The organism is Turicibacter sp. HGF1 (assembly GCF_000191865.1).
In the GTDB taxonomy this organism is placed as follows: Bacteria; Bacillota_I; Bacilli_A; order MOL361; family Turicibacteraceae; genus Turicibacter; species Turicibacter sanguinis.
On the sequence record NZ_AEXQ01000029.1, the window covers coordinates 49632 to 75262 of the forward strand.

General features: G+C 34.4%; 24 protein-coding genes. 1 reads left to right on the top strand and 23 read right to left on the bottom strand.

Annotation, left to right across the window (positions count from 1 at the left end; translation table 11 throughout):
* Window positions 1–13: 13 nt before the first annotated feature.
* The 14 genes from HMPREF9402_RS03100 to HMPREF9402_RS03165 form a co-directional block, all read right to left on the bottom strand.
* The gene (locus HMPREF9402_RS03100; RefSeq protein ID WP_039930735.1) at window positions 14–697 is read right to left on the bottom strand and encodes a DUF4956 domain-containing protein; all 684 of its coding nucleotides are present in this window, start codon (window positions 695–697) and stop codon (window positions 14–16) included.
* Window positions 640–1437: a polyphosphate polymerase domain-containing protein gene (locus HMPREF9402_RS03105; protein ID WP_009606470.1), complete on the bottom strand. Its 798-nt coding sequence runs from the start codon at window positions 1435–1437 to the stop codon at window positions 640–642. The genes HMPREF9402_RS03100 and HMPREF9402_RS03105 overlap by 58 nt, the downstream gene beginning before the upstream one ends.
* Window positions 1438–1561: 124 nt before the next feature.
* Window positions 1562–2350 carry an endonuclease/exonuclease/phosphatase family protein gene (locus tag HMPREF9402_RS03110; RefSeq protein ID WP_006785587.1) on the bottom strand — a complete coding sequence of 263 codons (789 nt, stop codon included), beginning with the start codon at window positions 2348–2350 and terminating at the stop codon, window positions 1562–1564.
* A 12-nt stretch (window positions 2351–2362) separates the two neighbouring features.
* Window positions 2363–4009 (bottom strand): PTS transporter subunit IIBC, encoded by a 1647-nt coding sequence (locus HMPREF9402_RS03115; RefSeq protein ID WP_006785586.1) that lies wholly within the window; start codon window positions 4007–4009, stop codon window positions 2363–2365.
* A gap of 22 nt (window positions 4010–4031) precedes the next feature.
* Window positions 4032–5705, bottom strand: coding sequence for a glycoside hydrolase family 13 protein (locus tag HMPREF9402_RS03120; RefSeq protein ID WP_009606452.1), 1674 nt, complete (start codon window positions 5703–5705; stop codon window positions 4032–4034).
* 378 nt (window positions 5706–6083) lie between these two features.
* Window positions 6084–7037, bottom strand: coding sequence for a carbohydrate kinase family protein (locus HMPREF9402_RS03125; protein ID WP_009606457.1), 954 nt, complete (start codon window positions 7035–7037; stop codon window positions 6084–6086).
* 138 nt (window positions 7038–7175) lie between these two features.
* Window positions 7176–7481 carry a Dabb family protein gene (locus HMPREF9402_RS03130; protein ID WP_009606478.1) on the bottom strand — a complete coding sequence of 102 codons (306 nt, stop codon included), beginning with the start codon at window positions 7479–7481 and terminating at the stop codon, window positions 7176–7178.
* A 290-nt stretch (window positions 7482–7771) separates the two neighbouring features.
* Window positions 7772–8287, bottom strand: a complete 516-nt coding sequence (locus HMPREF9402_RS03135) for a transcription repressor NadR (protein ID WP_006785582.1) — start codon at window positions 8285–8287, stop codon at window positions 7772–7774.
* Between the two features lie 61 nt (window positions 8288–8348).
* Window positions 8349–9530, bottom strand: coding sequence for a phosphopentomutase (gene deoB / locus HMPREF9402_RS03140; protein ID WP_009606428.1), 1182 nt, complete (start codon window positions 9528–9530; stop codon window positions 8349–8351).
* A 106-nt stretch (window positions 9531–9636) separates the two neighbouring features.
* Window positions 9637–10554, bottom strand: a complete 918-nt coding sequence (xerD, locus tag HMPREF9402_RS03145; RefSeq protein WP_009606459.1) for a site-specific tyrosine recombinase XerD — start codon at window positions 10552–10554, stop codon at window positions 9637–9639.
* Between the two features lie 52 nt (window positions 10555–10606).
* A complete protein-coding gene (locus tag HMPREF9402_RS03150; RefSeq protein WP_006785579.1) occupies window positions 10607–11053 on the bottom strand; it encodes a Fur family transcriptional regulator in 447 nt (148 codons plus the stop codon).
* Between the two features lie 42 nt (window positions 11054–11095).
* Window positions 11096–11827, bottom strand: coding sequence for a stage II sporulation protein M (locus HMPREF9402_RS03155; protein WP_006785578.1), 732 nt, complete (start codon window positions 11825–11827; stop codon window positions 11096–11098).
* Window positions 11828–11969: 142 nt separating this feature from the next.
* Window positions 11970–12515 carry an NUDIX hydrolase gene (locus HMPREF9402_RS03160; protein ID WP_006785577.1) on the bottom strand — a complete coding sequence of 182 codons (546 nt, stop codon included), beginning with the start codon at window positions 12513–12515 and terminating at the stop codon, window positions 11970–11972.
* Window positions 12512–13708 carry a DNA polymerase IV gene (locus HMPREF9402_RS03165; protein ID WP_009606444.1) on the bottom strand — a complete coding sequence of 399 codons (1197 nt, stop codon included), beginning with the start codon at window positions 13706–13708 and terminating at the stop codon, window positions 12512–12514. The genes HMPREF9402_RS03160 and HMPREF9402_RS03165 overlap by 4 nt, the downstream gene beginning before the upstream one ends.
* A gap of 93 nt (window positions 13709–13801) precedes the next feature.
* Between HMPREF9402_RS03165 and HMPREF9402_RS14445 the strand changes: the two genes are divergently transcribed.
* Window positions 13802–13972 carry a hypothetical protein gene (locus HMPREF9402_RS14445; protein WP_009606480.1) on the top strand — a complete coding sequence of 57 codons (171 nt, stop codon included), beginning with the start codon at window positions 13802–13804 and terminating at the stop codon, window positions 13970–13972.
* Window positions 13973–13992: 20 nt separating this feature from the next.
* Here the strand turns inward: HMPREF9402_RS14445 and HMPREF9402_RS03170 are convergent, their stop codons facing one another.
* The 9 genes from HMPREF9402_RS03170 to xseA form a co-directional block, all read right to left on the bottom strand.
* Window positions 13993–15831: a glycoside hydrolase family 10 protein gene (locus HMPREF9402_RS03170; protein WP_230310250.1), complete on the bottom strand. Its 1839-nt coding sequence runs from the start codon at window positions 15829–15831 to the stop codon at window positions 13993–13995.
* 231 nt (window positions 15832–16062) lie between these two features.
* On the bottom strand, window positions 16063–16875 hold the full coding sequence (spo0A, locus tag HMPREF9402_RS03175) for a sporulation transcription factor Spo0A (protein WP_006785573.1): 813 nt from the start codon (window positions 16873–16875) through the stop codon (window positions 16063–16065).
* 205 nt (window positions 16876–17080) lie between these two features.
* Window positions 17081–18256, bottom strand: a complete 1176-nt coding sequence (spoIVB, locus tag HMPREF9402_RS03180) for a SpoIVB peptidase (protein WP_006785572.1) — start codon at window positions 18254–18256, stop codon at window positions 17081–17083.
* A 132-nt stretch (window positions 18257–18388) separates the two neighbouring features.
* Window positions 18389–20074, bottom strand: a complete 1686-nt coding sequence (recN, locus tag HMPREF9402_RS03185) for a DNA repair protein RecN (protein WP_009606462.1) — start codon at window positions 20072–20074, stop codon at window positions 18389–18391.
* 207 nt (window positions 20075–20281) lie between these two features.
* Window positions 20282–21088 (bottom strand): TlyA family RNA methyltransferase, encoded by an 807-nt coding sequence (locus HMPREF9402_RS03190; RefSeq protein ID WP_006785570.1) that lies wholly within the window; start codon window positions 21086–21088, stop codon window positions 20282–20284.
* A 14-nt stretch (window positions 21089–21102) separates the two neighbouring features.
* On the bottom strand, window positions 21103–22971 hold the full coding sequence (dxs, locus tag HMPREF9402_RS03195; RefSeq protein WP_009606445.1) for a 1-deoxy-D-xylulose-5-phosphate synthase: 1869 nt from the start codon (window positions 22969–22971) through the stop codon (window positions 21103–21105).
* Window positions 22972–23162: 191 nt separating this feature from the next.
* Complete coding sequence (locus HMPREF9402_RS03200; RefSeq protein WP_006785568.1) at window positions 23163–24038, bottom strand: polyprenyl synthetase family protein; 876 nt, start codon at window positions 24036–24038, stop codon at window positions 23163–23165.
* A 3-nt stretch (window positions 24039–24041) separates the two neighbouring features.
* Window positions 24042–24269, bottom strand: coding sequence for an exodeoxyribonuclease VII small subunit (gene xseB, locus HMPREF9402_RS03205; protein ID WP_006785567.1), 228 nt, complete (start codon window positions 24267–24269; stop codon window positions 24042–24044).
* 14 nt (window positions 24270–24283) lie between these two features.
* Entirely contained in the window at window positions 24284–25627 is a 1344-nt protein-coding gene (gene xseA, locus HMPREF9402_RS03210) for an exodeoxyribonuclease VII large subunit (protein ID WP_009606430.1), read from the bottom strand.
* Between the last annotated feature and the right edge of the window lie 4 nt (window positions 25628–25631).

Sequence of the window (25631 nt, forward strand, 5' to 3'; positions counted from 1 at the left end):
CCCTCACCTTTTTTTAATAGCTATCCGTTCCAAAATCACAAAGAATTAAAGAAACATTCAAGTTACCATTACGACAACGAATTAAATCTAAAAATTCTTTTTGCTTACTTACATCCTTTAATTGAATTCGATAACTCACTTCAAATAAGGCTCCAAATTCACGCGTTCTGACGCGTTCTAAGCGATATGATGTCGTGTAATTCTCTAATACCTCATCAAATAAATCTTGATAGTTTAAATGCTCAGGAACCGTTATTTTTAATTGCAATTGAGTCGTTTTAGATCTTCCAAACTGGAAGACAGATAACAGCATCATTAACAAACACAACACAACTGTAATGAGGGCCGCATAACCAATATACCCCATCCCACACGCTAATCCTACTGCAAGGGTAAAGAAGATATAAGACATGTCTTTCGCATCTCCTGGAGCACTTCTAAAGCGAATAATAGAAAAGGCTCCAGCCAAACTAAATGCTCTTGCAACGTTGTTGCCAATCAGTAAAATGATAACAGAAATAACAATTGGTAACATGACAAGCGTAATAACAAAACTTTGTTGTGTGGTTTCTTTTCGGTGTGTAAATAAATAGACTGAACTGATAACTAGTCCTAAAACAATTGAAGCTAACATAATAATTAAGGCGTTAACAAGGGTAAAGGATTCTCCTGTTGTCGATAAGATGGATTGTAACATACTTGAACACTTCCTTTTCTATTATTTATTTCTTTTATATATTTTTGATATTCGTTTCCATATTTTGAAAAACTTGAGTTATAAATTGATAATTCGGATAAAATTTGTGTCAACCAAATCGGAATGGCATCTGAGATTTTAACTTCCATCAAGTACATCCCCTCTTTTAGTAGTTTCTCTTCGTAATTATCTTTTTGCAAACTTAAATCATGACGCCTTGAAACAATATTAAAGTCAAATGTAATACGGATGGAACGATCATCCTTCCCAAATAACGCAAATCGTTCATAAGCAATATAAACTTTTGGTTGAACAGGATTTTGTTTGAGATAGTATTCAATTTCGTTTAATACTTGTTCTCCCATGTAATTTTTCGTCATAGGCCGGATTCCGTGCTCTAAAAAAGCTTGACTCTCAGCTAAACTTAAAACCACTCGCCGTTTATTTACGACACCATCAATCTTTTTCTTTAATTCTAAAAAAACAGTTTCCTCTTGTTGATGAACCACATGATAGCTTCTTAATCTTAATTTTTCTTTATAATAAGGTTTTGAAATCGAATGTCTGATCACATCATGTGTTTCATTATCATAATAAATATTATAAATATGATACGTTCCACCATCTTGACTATGCTCATCTTCATTCATATATTCTTTTAATTTAGGCATCAAGTGATTAAATTGCTCTTGAGTTAACATAAACTTTTTTTCGTATCGTTTAAATGATGTAATGGCCATTTTATCCCCTCCTTCATCTGTGATGTTTTTAACAAGATTGATTATAAAATAAAAACCTTAAAACCATCTTAAATGTTTCAATTTTCTCTAAAAAATAAAAAAAGCGAAGCCTAAGCTTCGCTTTTTAAATATTTAATTCAACTTCAACACCAAAATGATCCGATACGATATCTTTATGACTTCCGTTAAAAATAACATGAGAAGATAAAACATTCACAGGCTTATCACTTAAGACTAAGTCTATACGTAACCCTTTTTTATTCTCTTCCCAACCATCAATTTTCCCTGCAACGGTTGTTCCTTCATCTTTTTTTAAGGCAAGATGATAGGTATCAAGTAAGCCTTTACTCAATAAATAATCATATCCTTCACCAGATAAATTGGCATCATTATTAAAGTCACCGACTACAATATTTAAACGTTCTTTGTTTAATCTAGAAACTAACTCATCGACTTGTCCAGTAAATGGTTCCTCTGTATCATGGAACCATCCTAAATGACAAGAATATACACTCACAGGTTGATTATTAGATATAAAATCAATGGCAACAATACGACGAGTTCGATAATTTGTCACATCATTTGCTTGTGTGACAACGAATGAATGAGCTCTTTCAATGTGATAACGTGTTAAAATAGCTAATCCTTCTTCATATACATCAAATCCAATGTGTGAAAAGTCCCAGATAAATTGATAATCCGTTATTCCGAGTTTCATTAATTCACTCAATAAAACCACAGCATAGTTATCTGCCTTCACTTTATTTTCATCGTTTGGATTGATTAATTGACTCACTTCTTGTAAAGCAATCACATCATATTGTTTCTCTTTGATGACTTGTGCTAAATATTTAATTTTTTCAACTTGATTTTCTTCTTGCCAAGCATGACAGTTTAAAGTTAGTAATTTCATCGTGCTATTCTCCTATAGACCTAAAATATCTTGAATTTCTGATTTTAACACGTCAGCTTTCGGTCCATAAATGGCCTGAATTCCATTATCTTTAATGATTAACCCAAGTGCTCCAGAGGCTTTCCATCCTGCTTGTTCTGAAACATGATCTGGATCTTTAACAGTTACACGTAAACGCGTCATACAAGCATCAACATCTACAATATTTTCAGCCCCACCTAATAAGTTAATAATTTCATTAGCTTGTGAGCTACCAGCCGCTGTCGTAACACTTGCCTGAGATGTCTCATCATCATCATTATAGTTTCCTAAACGTCCTGGTGTTGCAATGTTGAATTTTTTAATGGCAAAATTGAAAATACCAAAGTTTAATCCAAAGAATGCTAAACAAGCTAAGATAAAGTTGATGATATCCATCGTTAATCCTGCATTGACCATCATTGGAATACGCGTTAAGAACTCAATAAATCCGAAAGCATGAATACGTAAGTTAATCAAATCAGATAAAGCAAACGCTAATCCAGCTAAAACCGCATAAATTAAGTATAACACAGGTGAGATAAACATGAACATAAATTCTAATGGTTCTGAAACTCCTGTTAAGAAGGTTGCTAAAGCTGCCGATAAGAACATTGAGCGATAAGCTGCTTTTTTATCAGTGTCAACATTACGATACATCGCTAGGGCAGCTCCCATTAATGAAGCTGTTGATAAGATCACTTGTCCTGCTTTGAAGCGAGCTGGCGTCACCGACTCTAATAATTGATTATAAGCAACGCTATCTCCGGCTGCATTTAAATTATTTAAATCTGTTACCCATGCTAACCATAATGATTCTTGTCCCGCAACAATTGATCCAGCATTTGGACCTGTTAAAACTTCATAAACTCCACCTAATTCTGTGTAGTTCATTGGAATCGTTAACATATGATGTAAACCAAATGGCAATAATAAGCGCTCTCCTGCTCCATAAATAAATGGGGCAATAATTGGGGCTGTATCTTGAGACGTCGCAATCCATTGTCCAAATGAATTTAAAGCTCCTTGAGCAAATGGCCAAACAATCGATAAGATAAGTGCTGTAATCGTTGAACCTAAAATAACAACGAATGGAACAAATCGCTTACCATTAAAAAATGCTAAGGCCTGTGGTAATTTATTAAAGTTATAATATTTATTAAATAAAGAAGCACCTAAGAATCCTGAAATAATTCCTACGAACACTCCCATGTTTAGAGCTGGTGCTCCAAGCACAGAAGTAAAATAATCTGAAACAACCATCTCAGCTCCAAATAATGATTGAACCGTCATCGTTGGATCTGCTAACATATCAGATGATATTCCAAAAATAGCTCCTGTAATACGATTAATTAAAATAAACGCAATTAATGCCGAGAAAGCTCCTCCTGCACGTTCTTTTGCCCAAGATCCTCCGATTGCAACGGCAAATAAGATGTGAAGATTTCCGATAATCGCCCATCCGATATCTTCCATTACTCGTGCAATCGTCGCGATAAAGTTAATATCTCCACCTGACATTGCAATTAATTTTGCAATTGAAATCATGATTCCTGCTGCAGGCATAACTGCCACAACAACCATCAATGCTTTCCCAAATTTTTGCCAGAAATCAAATGACATAAATCCTGGTTTTTTCATACTTTTTCCTCCTAATTATCCTCTACTGTTTATCCTTAATACGGTAAACACGTGCCTCATATGGTTTTAATGTCCCCTTCATCATCGGTTCATGTTCTTCAACTTTATAATTTGATAACATTAACTGATCGAATACTAAGTTCATCTTTTCTAATTCAAACGCCACTTCTTGACCTGTTAAATTTGATAAAATTAAAACTTGCTCATGATCTAGCGTTCTTGTATAAGCATAAATTGCCGGGTGATTGTCTAGAGTCAAATCATATTCCCCATAAGTAAACACATCATGTGATTTTTTAAGTTGAATCATTTTTTTATAGAAATTTAAGATTGACCCTTCATCTGCTAATTGTTGAGCCACGTTAATCTCTTTGTAATTTGGATTAACAGCTAACCACGGTGTTCCACTTGAGAATCCACCATTTACAGTCTCATCCCATTGCATCGGTGTACGTGAATTTCCACGTGCCGTTGCCCAAATAATTTCCATAATATCTTCATGTGCCATTCCCTGTTCTAATTTAGAATAATAGAGACCTGTACTTTGAACATCTTGGTATTCCTCAACCGTTTTAAAATGAACATTCGTCATTCCAATTTCTTGTCCTTGATAAATAAACGGTGTCCCTTGCATTAAGAAATACATAACAGCTAGTGACGTTGCACTTTCTTTCCAATACAACTCATCATCACCAAGCGTTGAGACAATACGTGCCAAATCGTGATTTTCAATATAAAGAGCATTCCACCCCTTATTATATAAACCTTTTTGCCACTTTGATAAAATTTGTTTTAAGCCAATAATATCTTTTCCAGATTCTCCATTATCTTTCCATAAACCTAAATGTTCAAATTGGAAAACCATATTAAATTTACCTTCTTGCTCTCCAACCCAAAGCTCAGCATCTTCAATTTTAACACCATTCGCCTCTCCGACTGTCATGATGTCATACTTATCAAATGTATTTTTCTTTAAATCTTCAAGTAATGGATGAATCCCTTCAACATTCATATGCTTTTCAAAAGAAGAAACATATTTTAACCCTGTTGGATTAGGAAGATCACTTAATCCTTCTTCTTTTTTAATGTGACTAATGGCATCTACTCTAAATCCATCAATCCCTTTATCTAACCACCAATTAACCATATCATATAAAGCTTGGCGGACTTCTTCATTTTCCCAGTTTAAGTCAGGCTGTTTCTTTGAAAATAAGTGCATATAATACTGTTTTGTTTCATCATCGTATTCCCATGCTGACCCACTAAAAATACTTTCCCAGTTATTTGGCTCAGCACCGTCTTTTCCATCACGCCAAATATACCAATCACGTTTTGGATTATCTAATGAAGAACGTGATTCTATAAACCATGGATGCTCATCACTCGTATGATTAATCACTAAATCAGCAATCAATTTCATCCCACGTTTATGTACTTCACTTAATAATAAGTCGAAGTCGGCCATTGTTCCAAATTCATCCATGATATCACAGTAGTCACTAATATCATAACCACAATCATCATTCGGTGATTTATAAAACGGAGAAATCCATAATACATCAATTCCTAAATCTTTTAAGTAATCTAGCTTTTGAATGATTCCTTTTAAATCTCCAATCCCATCTCCATTTGAATCCATAAAACTTCTTGGATAGATTTGATAGGCTACTGCCTCTTTCCACCATACTTTATTCACGACAATAACGCCTCCTCTATGTTATCCTTCTCGGTGTCATTCATGGCTTTATTAAAAAATACGTGTCAAATTATAACTTTCGATATCTTGACATAAATAATTATATCGTTTTCATTTTTGAAAACAAGGGTGAACCTTTATGTAACCGGTATCTCAATTTTCGACATATTATGTCTTTTTAGCTACTTTATCCCTCACTTCAAATCTTCTATCAAAAATCATCTCCTCAACATTCTACAAGTATCAGTACAAGTTCAACGTTAGATCTTTAATATGTCTTTTTTTCTCCCTATTTTTTTCAATTTTCAATTTTGATACGACTTACTTACTTCTATATAAAAAAAGTGCTACCTCAATCCTTAGAGATAGCACTTTTCGTTAAAATTTAATCATGTCCCACGTTAATTCATTCATCTGTTGTTTTACATAATTATGGCATAAATGAGGATGAATTGTTTCCTCATGAGAAATCGTCACAATCGACATTGTTTGTGCAAATTGGACAGCTTCTGCAATCGGCATATGATTTAAATAAGCATAACCAATACCCGCGATAAAAGCATCCCCAGCACCTGTTACGTTCACCACTTTTACATCCATCGGTTTGATAATCCCCTCTTCAGATTGATTACAATAGTAAACACCATCTGCATCTAAACTGATAAAGACATTTTCAACTCCGACTTCCATAAAATATGCGCCAGCACGACGAACATCTTCTATCGTTTTAATTTCACAGTCACATAACACTTCTGCTTCGTGACGATTTGGTTTTACCGTATGAAAATAAGGTAGTAAATGTTTAATATTTTTTGCTTTGGCCGCTGAAACAGGATCTAAAACGAACTTTGTTTTTCCAGCATATTTTTTAACAATATACTCAATACATTCAGGATTATCTGCTCCAAAAAACATATATTCTGCGCTTTCAATAACTGATGCCTTTGAGTCAATAAATGCTGCATCCATATGGTGATCAATATTGATATCCACAATAGCTGACACCATCTCACCATTTTCATCTAAAATAGCAACATAAGTTGGAGTTGATGCTCCTTCTACCACTAATGAATCAGACATATCAAAATTCATTGATTTTGCATGTTCAAGAATACTCTTCCCTTTTTCATCATTTCCTAAAATAGAAATGAACTTTGTATTTCCACCTACACGTGCCATATTCTCAGCAATGTTACGACAAACACCACCAAAAGAAACTTTCACACGTCCTGGGTTTGAATCATGTGAACGATATGTTGATGATGTAAAACCAAAAATATCATATATTGAAATACCAAAGACTAAATTGTACGCCTCGTGATTGTGTTTCATGTTAGATAGCCTCTCCCTTTAGTTAATATGGCAGATCAAGTTCTCTACTTATTCCGACATTATATTATAAAAGTTGATAAATAACAAGAGATACGTCATTTCTTTCACTTGTTAAATAATCCTCACTGCCTTCAAAAATTAAATTTCGTAATCCACAACAATTCGTGAAGTAGCAGCTGGTTTTACAGTGTTTGTAGCAACCTGTACATGAAGAGGATGTGATTGATAAAAATCTAATGCCTCTTTACTCTCTAATTCAGAGTATAAGACCACATCATACGATGAATCCGAGTGTAAAAAGTCAATTCCAACTTCTAAACTTAGTAATCCTTCAATTTGTCCATTTAAGGCTTCTAATTCTGATTTAATGTTAGTCGCCACTTCTTCTTTAGAAAGGCCATTAATACCTTGAATTTTCCACATCACAATATGTTTAACCATCATTGCTCGCCACCTTTTTACTTGTTTATTTTTTTATTTTACTTAAAATTTACATAATGTTCAATAGTTCGACAATTTTTGTTTTCATTTTTTAAACGTTTTCTTTTTCAATTGCTCGTATGATGACAAGATTTCATGATTTAAAGTTTAAATCACCACTTTTTCATTGAGTCTTTTATTCGAGTCGTTTTTGCTCAGGCATTTTTAATCCCTCACTTCTCCTTTAATAAGGTATCCGAATTGCTCTAAAATATTTCAAAGAATAAAAAAAATCATAGGAACTCCTATGATTCTTAATATAAATAATGATGTTGATTTAAGGCATTTATAATGGATTCATACATGGATTCATCTGTTACTTCAATCGTATGATAATGAATCCCCTCAGTTAGTAAAGAAAGTGGCTTAGAGGCTTGAGATTTGACCTGATTAATAAATTGTTTAATGTCCATTAAACAATTTATGTTTAACACAGCACGAATTTCTCCATAAATGGGATGTTCTACGACGACATCTAATACTTTTCCACCAAACGAAATAATTAATTCTAACTCAGTTTCTAATTCTTCGATACGTTGACCATGTTTACAACAGATAGTCTTCAATACACCTGTTGTAATAGGAGTTTGGATCATATACCCAGAAGGTGTTGCCACGACTGAAATCCCCTTCGCACGAATCAAAGCAATATCTTGAACGATAACTTGACGACTAACAGCAAACATTTTAGCTAATTCACTTCCTTTAACTGGATGACCTGCTTGCTTTAAATGCTCTAAAATTTCATCTCGTCTATCTTTGGATTCCAAATTGGTTTCACCCCGACTTCCTATAAAAAACTCAAGGACTTGTCCTTGAGCTTTAATTTCCTTAGTTTAACGATGCTAAATAACTTTCTCCGATTGCTGGCAACTCCACTTCAAAGTTTTCAGCAACTGTTGCTCCAATATTTGCAAACGTTTTTCCAATCGGTAACTCCCCACCCGCTTGCATGGATGGAGAATACATTAATACCGGAATATATTCACGTGTATGATCACTTCCGCTTGCAATTGGGTCATTCCCATGATCGGCTGAAATGATTAATAAATCATCTTCCTTCATTTGTGATAATACATCACCTAGTTGAACATCGAATTCTTCTAAACATTTCGCATATCCAAGTGGATCACGACGATGTCCATACATGGCATCAAAATCAACTAAATTCAAGAATGCTAATCCATTAAAATCACGTTTCATCACGTTTAATAATTGATTCATTCCATCTTCATTTGACTTCGTTAAAATGGATTCAGTGATTCCTTCTCCGACGTAAATATCATTAATTTTTCCGATTGCAATGACTTCTTTATTAGCATCTTTTAATTCATTTAAAACAGTACGTCCAAACGGCTTTAACGCATAATCATGACGATTTGGTGTACGTTTAAACTCACCTTTTTTAGCTCCAACAAATGGACGAGCAATAATACGTCCAACTTTCCATTCTTCTTTCATCGTCATTTCACGTGCTTGTTTACAAATTTTCCATAACTCTTCTGGTGAAATCACGTCTTCATGAGCCGCAATTTGTAAAACAGAATCCGCTGATGTATAAACGATAAGATCGCCTGTTTTTAGATGATGTTCTCCTAATTCATCTAAAATTTCAGTTCCAGAAGCCGATTTATTCCCAACCACTTTACGTCCTGTTTTCTCTTCTAATTCATCAATTAACTCTTTTGGAAATCCAGTATCTGTAAACGTTTGAAATGGTTCTGTCACTTTAAGACCCATTATTTCCCAATGACCTGTCATCGTATCTTTTCCAACTGATAATTCTTCACATTTTGTATAGTATCCTTTGGCAGGAGTTGTCGGAGCCACGCCCTCAATCTCCGTAATACTTCCAAGTCCTAATGATTGTAAATGAGGTAAGTTTAATCCTTTTGCTGTTTGTGCAATATGTTTAAGCGTATTAGCTCCTGTATCATTATAGTCTTTGGCATCAGGTAATTCCCCTGCTCCAACAGAATCCATTATAACTAAAAATACACGATTATATTTCATATACAACGTCCTTTCTTCTGCCTAAAACTAGTCATTTATTATTATTCTAATTTTTTGCATCTATATTTATTATAGTTCAAATTCCTTAAATTGGCGAGAAAAAGGATTAAATTTCAACATCGTCTTTTTGACTTCTCGGATGGTATAAATCATAGACATCTTTTAGATGTTCTTTACTTATGTGTGTATAAATTTGAGTCGTTGAAATATCAGAATGACCCAGCATTTCTTGGACAAGTCTCAAATCAACTCCATTTTCAATTAAATGAGTTGCAAAGGAATGACGTAATTTATGAGGTGATATTTCCTTCTCAATTCCCGCTTCTTTCGCTTGTTTTTTTAAGATTTTCCAAAACCCTTGTCGCGTCATTACTTCTCCAAACCGATTCAAAAATAACCAATCATTCGATTTTTTTAAAAGATTTGGACGCGCGGTATCTAAATAAAGCTGAAGTAATTCAGTCGCTACTTCACCAATCGGAACTATACGTTCTTTATCTCCCTTTCCAACACATCGTACAAACATCATCGATAAGTGAACATCATCAAGCTTTAATTGAAGTAATTCACTGACGCGAAGTCCTGAAGCATACATCAGTTCAACCATTGCCTTATTCCGAATATCATTCACTGTCTTCGTATTAAAGCTACTCAACAGGTGCTCTACTTCGTCAATGCTTAAGATTTCAGGTAAGTGACGTTTTAATTTGGGTGATTCAATGAGTTCACATGGGTTCGTATTTGAAATTTTCTCAATCATTAAATATTGATGAAATGAACGAATGGCAGAAAGATGTCTTGCAACTGATTTTGTATTTAGGTTCCGTTCATATAACGTTATCAAATATTGTTGCACATGTTCTCGCCTAATCTCGTCCAACTGATGAACCGATTGATTTTGTAAATAAAGAAGGTATTCTGTTAAGTCGCGTTCATAACTAATCTTGGTATTTAAACTCAACCCACGATCGATTAATAGATGTGCTAAAAAGTCATTTAAATAATACTGATAATTTTTATTCATAATTTCCCTATCCTTTATTTAAAAAAGACTTCTACACGAGGGTAGAAGTCTTTTATTGAATTGATGATTGGCACTCTTTACAAATCCCATAGAAAGTTAAGTCATGGTCAATCACATCAAATCCATATTTTTCTTTAATAAATGACTCATAACTTTCAAGTTCATCTGCCATCTCAATAATTTTTTGACATTTTGTACAAATTAAATGATGATGTAAATGAGTTTCTTCCCCTAGCTCCATTAAATCATAATAATTAATCCCATCATTTTTAATTTTAACATTACGAACAATTTTTAATTTTTCGAATAATTCTAATGTGCGATACACAGTCGCAATCCCAATCGTATCATCTAAGTGTTTAACTAAATCATAAAGTGACTCAGCGGAGAAGTGCTCATCAGAATGGGTCACAATCGTCTTTAGTATTTGTTTACGTTGCTTTGTTAATTTCGATCCTGATTTAACAATCAAAGTTTCATATTGCGAAAGTTGCTTCATCTTTTCACCATCTTGTATTACGTTTTTAAATTTCTATCTTTATTATATCACTTCTGAATCGAAATTTACATCAATTTGCAACCAAACGTCAGATGTTGCTCCCTCATGAGTCGATAAAAAGTCATCTGCCGATTCTTTAGCCTCTAAAGCATCTGTTTGTCCTGCTTTTTCAAACTGATGGTACACAACCGGTTGAATGAAATAAGTTAAACCTGAGGTTACCAAGGTTAAAACCATGACAATGACTAATTGATAGAAATAATATAGAAAATGCTTTTGAAGTAACGCATTATTTTTTTTCACAAAAATAATTTTTAACAGTAAGATGACAAAACGAATACTAAAATACCCACTTAAAATGGTGACACCTAAAATCAATAAATATTGCAATAGCCATAAAAAGCTTGTGATTAGTGCTGAAAGTGGAGATAAGGTTTGAAAGATAAAAAACACATTAAATCCAGCAATCACGCCTTTTAAAAAGACTAAAAACAAATTGACCACAATTCCAATAATAGATAACCCAAGTACCCACATACTTCCTTGATACATAAATTGTTTATAAAACAATTGATTAAATGACCATTGATTTGGATCGAATGAACTAATATTGTCTCCAACATAAGACATTAAAGATGTTTGTGAAGCTTGTTCAAGCTTAACGTAAAGCGAAGAGCCAATGATATCTCCAATTAAGACGAGTAATAGTAGGACATACATGACATATAAGACATAGTTAAATGTTTTTTTGCGACGTTTTTTGTGTGCGACCATGAGCACTTCCCCCCTTTATACTCAAACTTATGTAATAGGGTGGGAAGTTTATGATATAATTCATAAAATTATTTAATTTTTTTATAAAATTAACTCATTGTCTTTTTTCCTTTTGATCCTAATTTTTTAAAAATCGATATTTTTACCAAATATGATGCATCATTAAATACTGAATCGCGTAAATCGTTTTAAAATCACAAATAAATCCTGATTCAATATACTGAATGGCTTCTTCTTTTGTCACACGGTATAAGTTTAAAAACTCATCGTCATCCCCTGCGACCTTATGATCTAATTTTTGAATATTTTTAGCAAAGAAATTTTCAATGTATTCATTACAAAAACCGGGTGATGTTGCAAAACGTCCGACACGTTCTAAACAATCACAGGTATAGCCTGTTTCTTCCTCAAGTTCACGTCTTGCTGTAATGATTGTTTCTTCTCCTGGCTCAATTTTTCCCGCTGGTGTTTCAAGTGTTGTTTTTCCAACCGGATAGCGATATTGTTCGACTAATAACAAACGGTTCTCCTCATCTAACGCAATTAGATTCACACCACCCGGATGATGGACTACGACGCGTTTAGCCTCTTTTTGATCTGGTAAAATCACCTCATCTTCAGTCACTTTTAGAAATGGGTTTGTATAATAAGTTTTAGTGCTAACTTGTTTTTCTTCTAAATTCATCATTTTTTATTCTCACCTTTCTTAATCCCTTTAAAAATACTGGATTCTCCGTGTTTTGTTTTAATTTTTTGCAATAGTTGGTTTAGTTTTTCTTCTTCAGCAAAATTTTGAGAATTAAATAAATTAAGCTGTTCTGTCACTTTCTTCGTCTTCACTAAATTAGAGGTACTGACGCCAATCAACCGCAGAGGCTCACCCTCCCAATGCTCATCAAATAGCTCCTCAATCACAGCGTAAAGCTCATCGACGGTTTGCACTGGAATCGTGAGCGTTTTACTTCGACTACTCTGTCTGAAATTCGCTTCTTTTATCTGCAAACTAACCGTCTTGGCATAAACACCATGTTGTTTTAATCGATTCGCCGTTTTTTGGCACATTAACTTCGCTTGCTGTTTTAATTCGATTTCAAAACTATAATCTTTTGGAAAAGTTGTTGAATGACCAATGCTTGATAATTCCTCATATTTATTTGGATTAATGGGTGTTTTATCTTCACCTTTCGCATCTTCAATCCACTTAAGAGCATGCTTTCCAAAAAGTTGTTGAAATTTTTCGACATCTTCAATGGTCGTTAAATCACCAATTTTATGAATACCAAATTGTCTTAATTTGGGTGCCGATGCTTTGCCAATCCCAAACATTTCTTCAATGGACATGGGCCAAAGCATCGTCTGTAAATCGCGTTTTCGTAGGACGGTAATCCCATTTGGCTTTTTCATATCTGATGCCATTTTGGCTAAAAATTTATTGGGCGCCACTCCGATACTACATCCAATTTGTAAATCTTTTGCTATTCGTGCTTGAATGTGCTGAGCCAGCACTAACGGATGCATATTTTGATAGTGATGCGTCACATCAACATAAGCCTCATCAATCGAGGCTTTTTCAACTAACGGAGAGTATTCCTGCAAAATTTGAATAAATTGCTTCGAAATTTTACGATATAGATCAAAGCGAACAGGTGCCACCACTAAATGAGGACATTTTTTCTTGGCCTGCATCAAGGGCATCGCGCTATGAATCCCATATTTTCTCGCTTCATAATTTGCTGTCACGACAATCCCTCGCTTTGACTGTTTCTCACCTGTAATCACTAGTGGTTGTTGATTCAACTCTGGATGTAGGATGGCTTCACACGAGGCAAAGAAAGCGTTTAAGTCAATATGGAATATAATTCTAAATATCGGTTCTCCCACGGTAAATCCTCTTTCTTTTCTACTTATTTATATTATAATAGATTAAGTTACATTAAACATTATAGCAAACTTTGTCTTAGAGGTGAATTTTATATGGCGAAAAAAGCAAAGCATAATTTAAACAAAATGAAGGGGACAAAAATCTTATTATTAATTTTAGCTTTATCGTTTGTTGTGGCTCCATTAATCTCAATGGTTGCTTACGTTATTGCGCGTCTGAATAATACTTTATTACTAATAAAAAACAAAAAATCTATTTACTAAGGAGTAAATGATTTTTTTATTTAGGGCATGAATACATAAGCTACTGCTAGCGATTGGACTTGGGCTTGAGAAAGAGCCGTGACGGCATAAGTATAAGTTTGATTTTCATCAATCTCAATATCCGTATAGTGTTGCATCGCCTCTCCATAATTCCGTCCGATAACGTCTAAGATATTGGCAGCCTCATTAAAATCAAAATTTTCCACTGCCCCTTCACAACGATAAATAACATAATACTGACTGTCATTATCTAGCTGATCATAAAATACTAAACAGTTATCGTCTTCACAACGTCGAACTTGCAATCCACTAACAGGATGAATTGCTTTAGTTTGTAACCAGGTTCTAGGTGGGATTAAACTTTTATATTTCAACACATCCAAACTCAGGTACTCAAGTGCTACATTTAAAACTTGTTGACCGGCTACATTAGACTGAGGTCTCATAACCAAATTACGATAGGTAAAAAGAGCAAATCCTTCTACATTTGATAATACTCTTGTATATTTGATTTGATTGCTTACTTCTCGAGCCTCTTGCCAAGAAGGATTTTGGTTATCTTCTAGGTATAAATAAAGACCAATTCCCATGTATAGTTGTGTTCTTGAGGATTTAACCACCTCATTCCACCAATTCGCCACTTCACCAAAAGGAGATAAGGGATCGTGAAACGACCAATAGTTTTGTGGGATTAAATAATCTACCCACTCCTCATCAACCCATAATTTTGAATTCACGTATTCATCTAATGAAGAAAGTTGGTACGGAGACGTTTTTGATCCGACAGATTGTTCAAAATTTGATGCCCAAACTCCAAACGGGCTCACACCAAATGCGATACTTTTGCCTGTTTCTCGATTGTATTTACGGATGGACAAGGACAAGGAATAAATCAGTGAATTAACGTTATATTCACGCCACTGCTTAATACTTTGTCCAGGTTGATGATACGTTTCATAGGTCTCGATATCTGGACTCTCATCATTAAAACTTATTTCTTTAGGTTCACCATCTATTATCGTTAGATAGGAATAGGGATAAAAATAATCATCAAAATGAACCGCATCAATCGAATAATTTTGGACCACTTCCATCACACTTTGAATCACGTGCTTTTGGACTTGAGGAAATCCTGGATCTAGGAAAATTTGACCGTCAAAGAAATAAACATATTGTGGATTTTTTTTTGCAAAATGATTAGGAGCTAGACGATTTAACAATTCCTCTTTAGAATTTCCCTCTTTAGAAATAGAACTTAAGCGATATGGATTAAACCATGCATGAAATTCAAGACCGGCACCATGCGTCATGGTAATCATCCATTCTAATGGATCAAAATCTCCCCAATCAGGCCTTACGCCTTGTTGTCCAGATAAAAATTCACTCCATGGATTTATCTTAGACTCGTAAAATGCATCACCTTGAGGTCTTACTTGAAAAAAGATGGCATTTAGATTTAATAATTTACAATGCTTTAAAATTGAAAAAAACTCACGTTTAAATAACTCTAAATCGAATGTTCCATCTTCAAAAACTGCCTTATTTGGAAAGTCACTATTTCGAACAGTTGTCACCCACACTCCCCGAAACTCATAAATAGGATGAGTTGCATATTGTAAAAAGACTGCCTCTTCATCACTTATCCATGCTGAGCTCCTATTAGCATAATCGGTTACCATCGGCGAATTTGATGATTTGTTTTCTGGTAAAATTTTAACTGGAATATTAATTGAGGGAATTCCTGAATTTTGATCAATCGGATAATGATAAAAATCAATTGGATAAAAACTTTGCTTTATTGCATGACAAACTGGACAAGAACAGGTTAAAATCTGATGATTTATATATTTTTCACTCATTGTCTCACGTTTACAAGCCATTCTATTAAAGAGACATAACGTTCATTAGTTAAATTTCCTTATTTAGTTAGCTTGCTTCTCCTTTCTAAGAACAATTAACGATTTGATTGCTAATTGTTCTTTAGATTTACCACTGCGATAGTATATTAAAAAAACGTTTTAAACGTGAGTTGTTTAAAGAAAAAAATAAAAAAGAGTATTGATTCGGTCAATACTCTTTTTGTTTGATTATTAAGATGCAACTTTATTTTTATGTTCTAAACGAAGTTTATCGGCAATCATCGCAATAAACTCTGAGTTCGTTGGTTTAGATTTTGATACACTTACCGTATAGCCAAAAATATTTGAGATCGCTTCAATATTTCCGCGATTCCATGCTACTTCGATGGCATGACGAATCGCACGCTCAACACGTGAAGCCGTTGTTTTATATTTTTTTGCTACATCTGGATATAATACTTTTGTAATTGATCCTAACAATTCAATATCGTTATAAACCATTTTAATTGACTCACGTAAGTATAAGTATCCTTTGATATGAGCTGGCACACCCATTTCATGTAAAATATTCGTAATTTCAGCCTCTAAGTCAAACTCTTTTACAACAGGGCGGCTTGAGTATAAGGCGTTCACTGATGGTTTTGATGGTTCTACAGCATCAAAACGTACGTTAATGTCACGAATAATTTTAACAATTTTATTAATTTCAAATGGTTTCATAATAAAATATGAAGCTCCTAATTCAGCAGCACGCATCATAATTTTTTCTTGATTGAAAGCTGTGAACATAATGATATGACGTGGACGACGATACATTGAAGGATTTTCACGTAATTCTTCAAGTACGCTCACACCATCTAAATCAGGCATTACAACATCTAATAATAAAATATCAATTTCACGTTGACGTAATGTCGATAAAACTTCATTCCCGTTTCCCGCTACTTCCACTACTTCCATGTCGTCTTGTAAAGAAATATACTCTGAAAGTACAGTAATTAATTCTTTATTGTCGTCCGCTAATAGAACTCTTAATTTACTCATCTCTTGTCCCCCTAATTTTTTACGGTTTATATTACTATTAAATTACAGTTCCTTACATTTTTCAATGATTACTTGTAAATTTTTAAAATATTGTAAATTTTACTTTTTCTATTCGACAAATATTTTTTATCATGTTTTGTCTTTTATTCACAAAGAGCGAATATTCACCTCACAATGTGGAATTTTGTCGAATTTGGGTATTTAGCTAAGCTACATTCGTTGTACTTTGAATATTTAAATAATCAATTCCCGCTTCTTGTAGCATCCACTCAATAAAAATACCATATCCCATCGTCGCATCATGAACTAATACATGAGTAACAGCACCTACAATTTTTCCATCTTGAATGATTGGACTACCACTCATCCCTTGAACAATTCCACCGGTTTCATTGAGCAAGCGTTCATCCGTTACCACGTATTTTAATCCTTTAATAGCTTTTTGTGTTTGAGGATTGACTTCGGTAATGTTAATATTAAATACCTCAACTTTATTTCCATTTAATACAGTATAAATTTGAGCTGGACCAGTTTTTACCTCATTCGCATAAGCAATTGGCATCGGTTCTTTACTAAATGTATCAGCATTTCCCATAACACCATAGATACCGAAGTTATTGTTTTTTTCCAGTGTTCCTAACTTTTGATCAAATAAAATGTCAGCCACTTTTTCACCTGGTCTACCTGTTGCCGCTTTACGAATTGCTGTCACATTGGAGTTTATAATTTCTCCATAACTCACCGTCACTAACTGATTGGTATCTTGATCAATAATTTCATGTCCAAGTGCTCCATATTTCAAGGAATTTGGATCAATAAATGTCAAGGTTCCAATTCCAGCTAACTTATCACGTAGATAAAGTCCCGTCGTGGTGACGCCTTCTGTAGACGTCACCGGATGAACCGTAACATGTTCAATTTTGCCTTGACGATTTACAGTTAAGATCAATTGACCACTATTTTGGCTCAATAATAATTGCTGCTTATAATCATCAACAGTCGTAATTTTTTGATTATTCACAGCTACAATTAAATCACCTTTCACAATTCCTGCTTCTTTAGCCGGATTAATCGCTCCATTAGAGGTATTGACTAAATAAGTATCCACGACGACTAATCCATCTGTTTGAATCTTGATTCCAATGGCATCACCACCCGGAATAAGCATATATCGGTCGACTGAAGCCACTGTGTTTGTTTTTTCGAATCGATGATGAGAAACCTCATAGATTTTTCGTTTTTCATCAATGTGTAAAAGTTGTTCATTATCCGTTTTGGCCCATGCATATTCACTTGCAGGAGCGACAATACTGATTAATGAGAAGACAAATATCAAAAGATTATAAACTTTTTTTAAATTTTTATTAAATTTTTGATTCATATTGCGCCTCCTTTCAACTTTATTCGACACGAACTACAAAATTATTATGGCTCTTTCAATCTCAAATATCTAAAAAAAAGAATTCCAATTTTTCTACTCTAGCGCTCAAAAAAAAGGAATTCTTCATATTTATTAATGATTTTGTAATAATTGTTTCGCATTTAATATTGCCGATTCCGTAATATTATCACTACTTAACATTCTCGCAATCTCATGCATTCTCTCTTCGAGTGTTAAATATTTAACAGACGTAATGGTACGTTCATTGCGTTCATGTTTAGAGACATGAATATGATAATCTGCGAGTGAAGCAACTTGTGGTAAATGCGTGATACATAAAACTTGTTTTTGTTTGGCAATCTCTTTCATTTTTGCCCCAATACTTGAAGCAACTTGACCACTAACTCCTGTATCGATTTCATCAAAAATAATGGTTGAAATGAATTGACCACGATTCAAAATCGTTTTTAAGGCTAACATAATTCGAGATAACTCTCCACCTGATGCTACCTTGTTTAAAGGTTTCATTGGCTCTCCTTTATTTGTACTTAATAAGAATTGAATATCATAAATTCCATTGATCGTATAAAATCCTTGAATTATTTCATCGGTTTGATGGCGTGTAAAGGCAATATCAAACTGAGTATTAAATAACTGTAAATCATTTAATTCTTGAATCAGCTGAGTCTTAATCACCTCTGAAATTTCTTGACGATGTTGATTCAATACCTCTCCCGCTTCAATTAAGTCCCGATGAGCAGTTTTTAATTCCTCATGAAGGTTTTTCTCATAGTGATCAAAATCCTCAACTTGGGCCAACTCTTCCACAATTTGAGCATGGTAGGTCATGATTTCTTCGATATCCATACGATACTTTCGTTTTAACATTTGCAGTTCATTTAATCGTGATTCAATTTCGTCAAGCTCTTCTGGATAATAATTTAATTCATCTAACTTCGAATTAATCATCATTAAAAACTCTTCTAAGCCATAATAAATATCCGCCATTTGTGAAACAGAAGGTGTTAACTCTTCATCAATGTTAGCAAGCATTTGAGTTTGATTGTAGGCCTCATATAATTTTTCAATGGCACCGCCATCTCCTTTTAAATTATATAAAATTTGAGTATATGATTTATGTAATTTATCCGAATTTAAAATGATATGGCGACGATCTTCAAGCTCTTCTAATTCACCCTTTTTCAGATTGACTTTTTCGATTTCACTTTTTTGAAAAAGAATTAAATCCATTCGCTTTTGAATTTCATCTGCATTTTTTTTAAAATCGAGATACTTTTTCTTCGCTCCGTTATACCCCTTTAAAGCCTTTTGATACGCTTTATTAGCCTTCTCTATTTGATCAGATGTATCAAAGTTATCAATTAATTGATAATTATAATCTTGATTAAATAATCGATGTGTATCATGTTGAACATGAATATCCACTAAATATTGACCAATTTCTTTTAGTTGATTGGCTGTCATTAATTCTCCGTTTACTCGAATTTGGCCATTACCTGAACGTTTAATGGTACGTTTAACAATTAATTGCGTCTCAAATGGAATATCATGTGCGATTAGATAAGATTTTAACGGTTTATTGTTCTCAATTTCAAAAATGCCTTCAACCACTGCCATTTCTTCATGATGACGAATTAAATCGGTTGAGGCACGATCTCCAATCAATAATGAAATAGCATCAATAATAATTGATTTTCCGGCTCCCGTTTCTCCGGTTAACACCGTCATTTTTTGATTTAAATCTAATTGTAACCCTTCAATGATGGCCATATTTTGAATTGATAAATGCGATAACATATAATCACCCACTATATTGTTCAAATTATCTTTATTTTATTCTTATGTCACGATAAGCTATATCTCTTACCAAAATTCATTTCATTTGTTTCACATTATATCAAAAATAGAACATTTGTTCAACTCTCGTTTTTTTAAAAAACAAACATTTGTTTCAAAAATAATAAAAGGAGAGATATGCATCTCCCCTCTTTTCGCTTCTTTTGTTTATAATTGACTATGAGCTTCCGTTACCACATTAATAATTTCTTTTTCAGTAATTAAAGTTGTCAACTGTTCATTGTTTCCAACATGAACTAAAAACTCAATGTTTCCTTCGCCACCTTTAATCGGTGAATAAGTTAATCCTAATACACTTAATTCTAAAGCAGTTAAGAAATCCACAATTTCTTGAATAACTTTGATATGTATTTTAGGATCACGCACAATTCCTTTTTTACCTACCTGATCTTTTCCTGCTTCAAACTGTGGCTTAATTAACGCTGCCACTTGCCCTTCTTTTGCTAATAATTGTTTTAAAACTGGGAAAATGATTTTTAATGAGATAAATGAAACATCGATACATGCAAATTCAGGAACACCATGCGTTAGATTTTCCGGTGTCATATATCTGAAGTTTGTACGTTCCATACAAATGACTCGCTCATCTTGACGAATTTTCCAGTCTAATTGGTTGTAACCCACATCAACGGCATACGAGAGTTTAGCACCATTTTGAAGGGCACAATCTGTAAATCCTCCTGTTGAGGATCCGATATCAATAATAATTTTATCTTTTAAATCTAAATTAAAGGCTTTAATGGCTTTTTCAAGCTTAAATCCACCTCGACTGACATAAGGACAAACGTTTCCTTTTACAGTAATATTTGATTCTACTGGAACCTTTTCTCCCGGTTTATCAATTCGTTGTTGATCCACTAAAACAAGCCCTGCCATGATGGCACGCTTAGCTGTTTCACGTGAATTAAAATATCCAAGTTGTGTCAATAACACATCAATTCGTTCTTTTTTCATTAACTTACACCGACCTATTTCTTTAAGCTACGCATCACTTCTAATTTAACATCTTCGATTGTTAAATGAAGTTCTTCTAAAATTTCTGAGACACGACCGTGTTGAACATAAATATCCGGAATTCCTAATCGGTTGATCTCAACCCTTTGGTTTGTCTCATTGTAATACTCTAAAATGGCTGATCCGAGTCCTGCTATTAACGTTGATTCTTCATAAACAATGATCGGAACCTGTAAGGCGGCTATTTCATCAAGCATTTTATAATCCAACGGTTTAATAAATCTTGCATTAACCAATCCAATGTGAAGGCCTTCTAACTTTAGTTCCTCAACTAATTCAGCTAATTCACTTAAAACCGGCCCCATTGAAACAATGACTGCATCCTGAGCGGTTGCTAACCACTCCCAAGATCCAATTTCAATCATTTTCCACTCATGATAATGAGGATCAACTTGCCAAACATCACCACGTGGATAACGCATTGCAAATGGTCCTGGCGTTTGATAAGCGGTATAAAGAAGATTGTATGCTTCTTCCCCATTACGAGGCATCATCAGTGTCATATTAGGCACTGGACGAAGCATTGCAATATCATAAAGCCCCTGATGGGTCTCGCCATCTGCTCCAACAATCCCTGCTCGATCAATCCCAAAGACAACATCCAAATTTTGTCTCGCAATATCGTGATGAATTTGATCATATGAACGTTTTAAAAACGTCGAATAGATTGAAACAAATGGTTTCATTCCCTGAGTCGCCATTCCACCTGCCATCGTAACAGCATGCTCTTCTGCGATTCCCACATCGATTAAACGATCGGGATAACGCTTGGCATATTCATTTAATGCCGACCCATTAATCATGGCGGGTGTAATCACTGCACAACGTTTATCGTGCGCTGTTAGCTCCATTAACCCATTACTAATCAATTTACTCCAAGAAATTTGATTTTCTTTTTTATCTCCCGCAACATTTCCCGTTCGTTTATTAAATTTTCCAACGCCGTGCCATGTTCCTAGCTTATCTTGTTCGGCAAACGAGAATCCTTTTCCTTTTGTAGTTTTCACATGAATGAGGACCGGTTTATCCGCTTTTTTAGCAAAATTCAAATTCTTTATCAGGTCATTCAGATTATGTCCATCAACGGGTCCAAAATATTTAAATCCTAACGCATCAAAAGGTGTATTTCCAATAAGTAATCGCTTAACACTTCCCTTTGTACGGTGAATCACACCATTTAACACCTGATTTCCCTTCAAAACAGCTTTGACTTGACGTTTTGTATTTAAATATGAATCTGTTGTTCGAATCGTTCCTAAAATATTATGTAAGGCTCCGACATTCGGTGAAATTGCCATCTCATTGTCATTTAAAATGACGATTAAACGCTTATTCGTATGTCCAATATGATTTAAAGCTTCATATGCCATTCCACCTGTTAATGAGCCGTCACCAATAATAGCAATGACATGATAATCATCTTCATTTAAATCTCTGGCGTAAGCCATTCCAACTGCAGCTGAAATAGAGGTAGAGGCATGACCAGTTTCCCAGCAATCATGGCTTGACTCTTTTCGCTTTGGAAAGCCTGACAGCCCTTTATACTGTCTTAATGTTGGAAAATCCTTTGCTCTTCCTGTTAAGATTTTATGGATATAGCTTTGATGTCCTACATCCCAAATAAATTTATCTTCTGGTGAGTTAAATACCTTATGCAAAGCAACGGTTAATTCAACCACCCCGAGATTTGATGACAGATGTCCACCTGTTTTAGATAACGAATCGATTAAGAACGTACGAAGATCCTTACAAAGAGTTTTCAATTGTTGATTCGATAATTGTTTTATAAACGTAGGATCTTGTATCTCCTTGATGTTATACATCTCTATCACTCCAACCTCATTTTCACCTTTATTATTAATCTTTTCTTCTCAAATATAACCATATTTGATTTTTATTCTATCATCATACCACACTTCGACTTTTTTTCCCACCAGTAGCCATCCATTATTCATTATAAATGAAGATAAATCGTCAAAAAAAGGACGATTAAGTCTAATCGCCCCCATTTTTATTAAGCTTGACGGTCTTTAATGTAATCGGTAATAGCTTCTAAGACAGCTGTTGAAACTGGAAGGTTATGTAAGATTACTTTAGCACACTTAATTTCTTCTTCTAACATGTTTTTTGCCTCTGTTAAAGACGTTAATGACACATAAGTGCTCTTTCCATTTACTAAATCACTTCCTACGTTTTTTCCTAACACAGCTGTACTACCTTCAACATCTAAAATATCATCTTTAATTTGAAAGGCAAGTCCAAGATGATACGCAAATTGTTTCAACTGGTTAATGACTTCATCATCAGCCTGCGCAATAATCGCTCCTGCTACAATCGCAAATTCGATTAATCGCCCCGTCTTATTCACATGAATCTGTTTGAGTTGTTCTAAAGACACTGCTTTAACTTCAGCTTCCATATCAAGAACTTGACCTGCTACCATTCCCATAGGTCCAGAGGCTAACGATAATGCTTGAATCAACGATAATCGTTGATTTGTCGTCAATCGTTCGTCTTCTGCAATGACTTTAAAGGCATGTGTCAATAGACTATCACCTGCTAAAATAGCTGTTGCTTCACCAAAAACAATGTGATTGGTTGGTTTCCCACGACGCAATGCATCATCATCCATTGCAGGTAAATCATCATGAATTAAGGAATAAGTATGAATCATTTCAAGTGCTGCTGCGACGTGATATCCTTTTTGTGGTGCGAGGTTAAAAGATTCTAACACAGCAAATAACAGAATAGGTCTTAATCGCTTCCCTCCTACTTTTAACGAGTAAAGCATCGATTCTTTTAATTCTGATGGGATAGGTTCTGATTCAATTAAGTCAAACATGACCTTTTCAAATGGTTTTTTATTCGTTTCAATATAAGTTGATAACATGAACTATTCCCCCGGAATCTCGAAATCCGTGACATTTCCTGATGAATCAACTAATTTTGCAACTTCTGCTTCAATTTTTTGAAGCTTTTGGTGGCATTCATTAGATAAAGACATTCCTTGCTTATACAGCTCGATTGAACGCTCAAGTGGTAAATTTCCAGCTTCTAGCTGACGAACCACTTGTTCTAATTGACTTAATGCTTCATCAAAATTCATTTTTGGTTCACTCACTAAGATTCACCCTTTCACATCGATTTTATTTCATCAACCTCTGCAACAAATGATCCATCATCAAAGGCAACGGTTACTTTTTGTCCCACACTTACTTGTGAAACACTCGTCACCATTTCGTTTTTATCATTCGTTGTCACCGTGTATCCTTTTTTCAAAATAGACATGGGATTAAGCATGTCGAGTTTCGTTAAAAGTAATCCATAGTGTTGTTTTTGATTTGCTAACTCTTGATTCATTCCACTTTGTAAAGCTTTAGACAAGTATTCGAGTTGGTGTTGATAATTCATCACTCGTTGCTTTGGATTGTGTTGAATCAATCGATTAGAATGCATCATTAAAATTTGTTGACGTTTTCTCAGTTGTTGTTGTAATTGGTACTGTAGTTTATCATTTAACTGACTGACATAAACTAAACGTTGCTCAAATAAAGCATGAGGATTTTTCATAATATAATGATTCGATAGCTGTGAAAGCCATTGCTTTTTTTGTTCGAATTGAACATTAAAATTGTGATTTAACCTCACATTTAGTTGATTCAAGTGTTTTAAAACATCTACGACATTCGGAACAGCTATTTCTGCTGCTCCTGTCGGTGTTGGGGCACGATGATCTGCGACGAAATCAGCAATCGTAAAGTCCGTTTCATGACCAACGGCAGAGATAATTGGAATTTTTGATTCAAAAATGGCTCTGGCCACAATTTCTTCATTAAAAGCCCACAGGTCTTCAATTGATCCACCACCGCGCCCCACAATTAAAGTATCTACTTGTTTGAGTTCATTTGCTTGTTGAATACATTTAACGATTGAAGGTGCTGCTTGTTCTCCTTGCACCAGAGCCGGATAAACATACACCTTCACAAGGGGAAAACGCCTTTTAATGGTCGATAATACATCTCGAATCGCCGCCCCTGTTGGAGAGGTAATGACACCTATCGCATGAGGAAAAGGGGGGATGGGCTGTTTAAATCTCGCATCAAACAATCCTTCCGCACCTAAACGTTCTTTCATTTGAGTAAAGGCAACATATAAATTTCCAATCCCATCTTCCGTCATTTCTTTTACATACAAAGAATACGATCCGCCAGCCTCATAAACAGCAATATGCCCTTTTACAACGACTTGCATCCCTTCTTTTGGCATAAATGAAACTTGCGAAGCGGCACTGGCAAACATCACCGCATTAATTTGAGCTTCATCATCTTTGAGCGTGAAATAAAAATGCCCTCTGGAATGACGTTTAAAATTTGAAATTTCACCCTTTAATAATAAGTGTTGTAAATTTTTATCATAGTCAAATTTTAATTTAATATATTTGGTTAATGCTTTGACGGTTAATGGTTGCTTTTGCTCCAATTGA

Coding starts and splice junctions, on each gene's coding strand:
- HMPREF9402_RS03100 (WP_039930735.1), bottom strand. CDS start 697: ATGTTACAATCCATCTTATCGACAACAGGAGAATCCTTTACCCTTGTT.
- HMPREF9402_RS03105 (WP_009606470.1), bottom strand. CDS start 1,437: ATGGCCATTACATCATTTAAACGATACGAAAAAAAGTTTATGTTAACT.
- HMPREF9402_RS03110 (WP_006785587.1), bottom strand. CDS start 2,350: ATGAAATTACTAACTTTAAACTGTCATGCTTGGCAAGAAGAAAATCAA.
- HMPREF9402_RS03115 (WP_006785586.1), bottom strand. CDS start 4,009: ATGAAAAAACCAGGATTTATGTCATTTGATTTCTGGCAAAAATTTGGG.
- HMPREF9402_RS03125 (WP_009606457.1), bottom strand. CDS start 7,037: ATGAAACACAATCACGAGGCGTACAATTTAGTCTTTGGTATTTCAATA.
- HMPREF9402_RS03130 (WP_009606478.1), bottom strand. CDS start 7,481: ATGATGGTTAAACATATTGTGATGTGGAAAATTCAAGGTATTAATGGC.
- deoB (WP_009606428.1), bottom strand. CDS start 9,530: ATGAAATATAATCGTGTATTTTTAGTTATAATGGATTCTGTTGGAGCA.
- xerD (WP_009606459.1), bottom strand. CDS start 10,554: ATGAATAAAAATTATCAGTATTATTTAAATGACTTTTTAGCACATCTA.
- HMPREF9402_RS03150 (WP_006785579.1), bottom strand. CDS start 11,053: ATGAAGCAACTTTCGCAATATGAAACTTTGATTGTTAAATCAGGATCG.
- HMPREF9402_RS03155 (WP_006785578.1), bottom strand. CDS start 11,827: ATGGTCGCACACAAAAAACGTCGCAAAAAAACATTTAACTATGTCTTA.
- HMPREF9402_RS03160 (WP_006785577.1), bottom strand. CDS start 12,515: ATGATGAATTTAGAAGAAAAACAAGTTAGCACTAAAACTTATTATACA.
- HMPREF9402_RS14445 (WP_009606480.1), top strand. CDS start 13,802: ATGGCGAAAAAAGCAAAGCATAATTTAAACAAAATGAAGGGGACAAAA.
- HMPREF9402_RS03170 (WP_230310250.1), bottom strand. CDS start 15,831: ATGAGTGAAAAATATATAAATCATCAGATTTTAACCTGTTCTTGTCCA.
- spo0A (WP_006785573.1), bottom strand. CDS start 16,875: ATGAGTAAATTAAGAGTTCTATTAGCGGACGACAATAAAGAATTAATT.
- spoIVB (WP_006785572.1), bottom strand. CDS start 18,256: ATGAATCAAAAATTTAATAAAAATTTAAAAAAAGTTTATAATCTTTTG.
- recN (WP_009606462.1), bottom strand. CDS start 20,074: ATGTTATCGCATTTATCAATTCAAAATATGGCCATCATTGAAGGGTTA.
- HMPREF9402_RS03190 (WP_006785570.1), bottom strand. CDS start 21,088: ATGAAAAAAGAACGAATTGATGTGTTATTGACACAACTTGGATATTTT.
- dxs (WP_009606445.1), bottom strand. CDS start 22,971: ATGTATAACATCAAGGAGATACAAGATCCTACGTTTATAAAACAATTA.
- HMPREF9402_RS03200 (WP_006785568.1), bottom strand. CDS start 24,038: ATGTTATCAACTTATATTGAAACGAATAAAAAACCATTTGAAAAGGTC.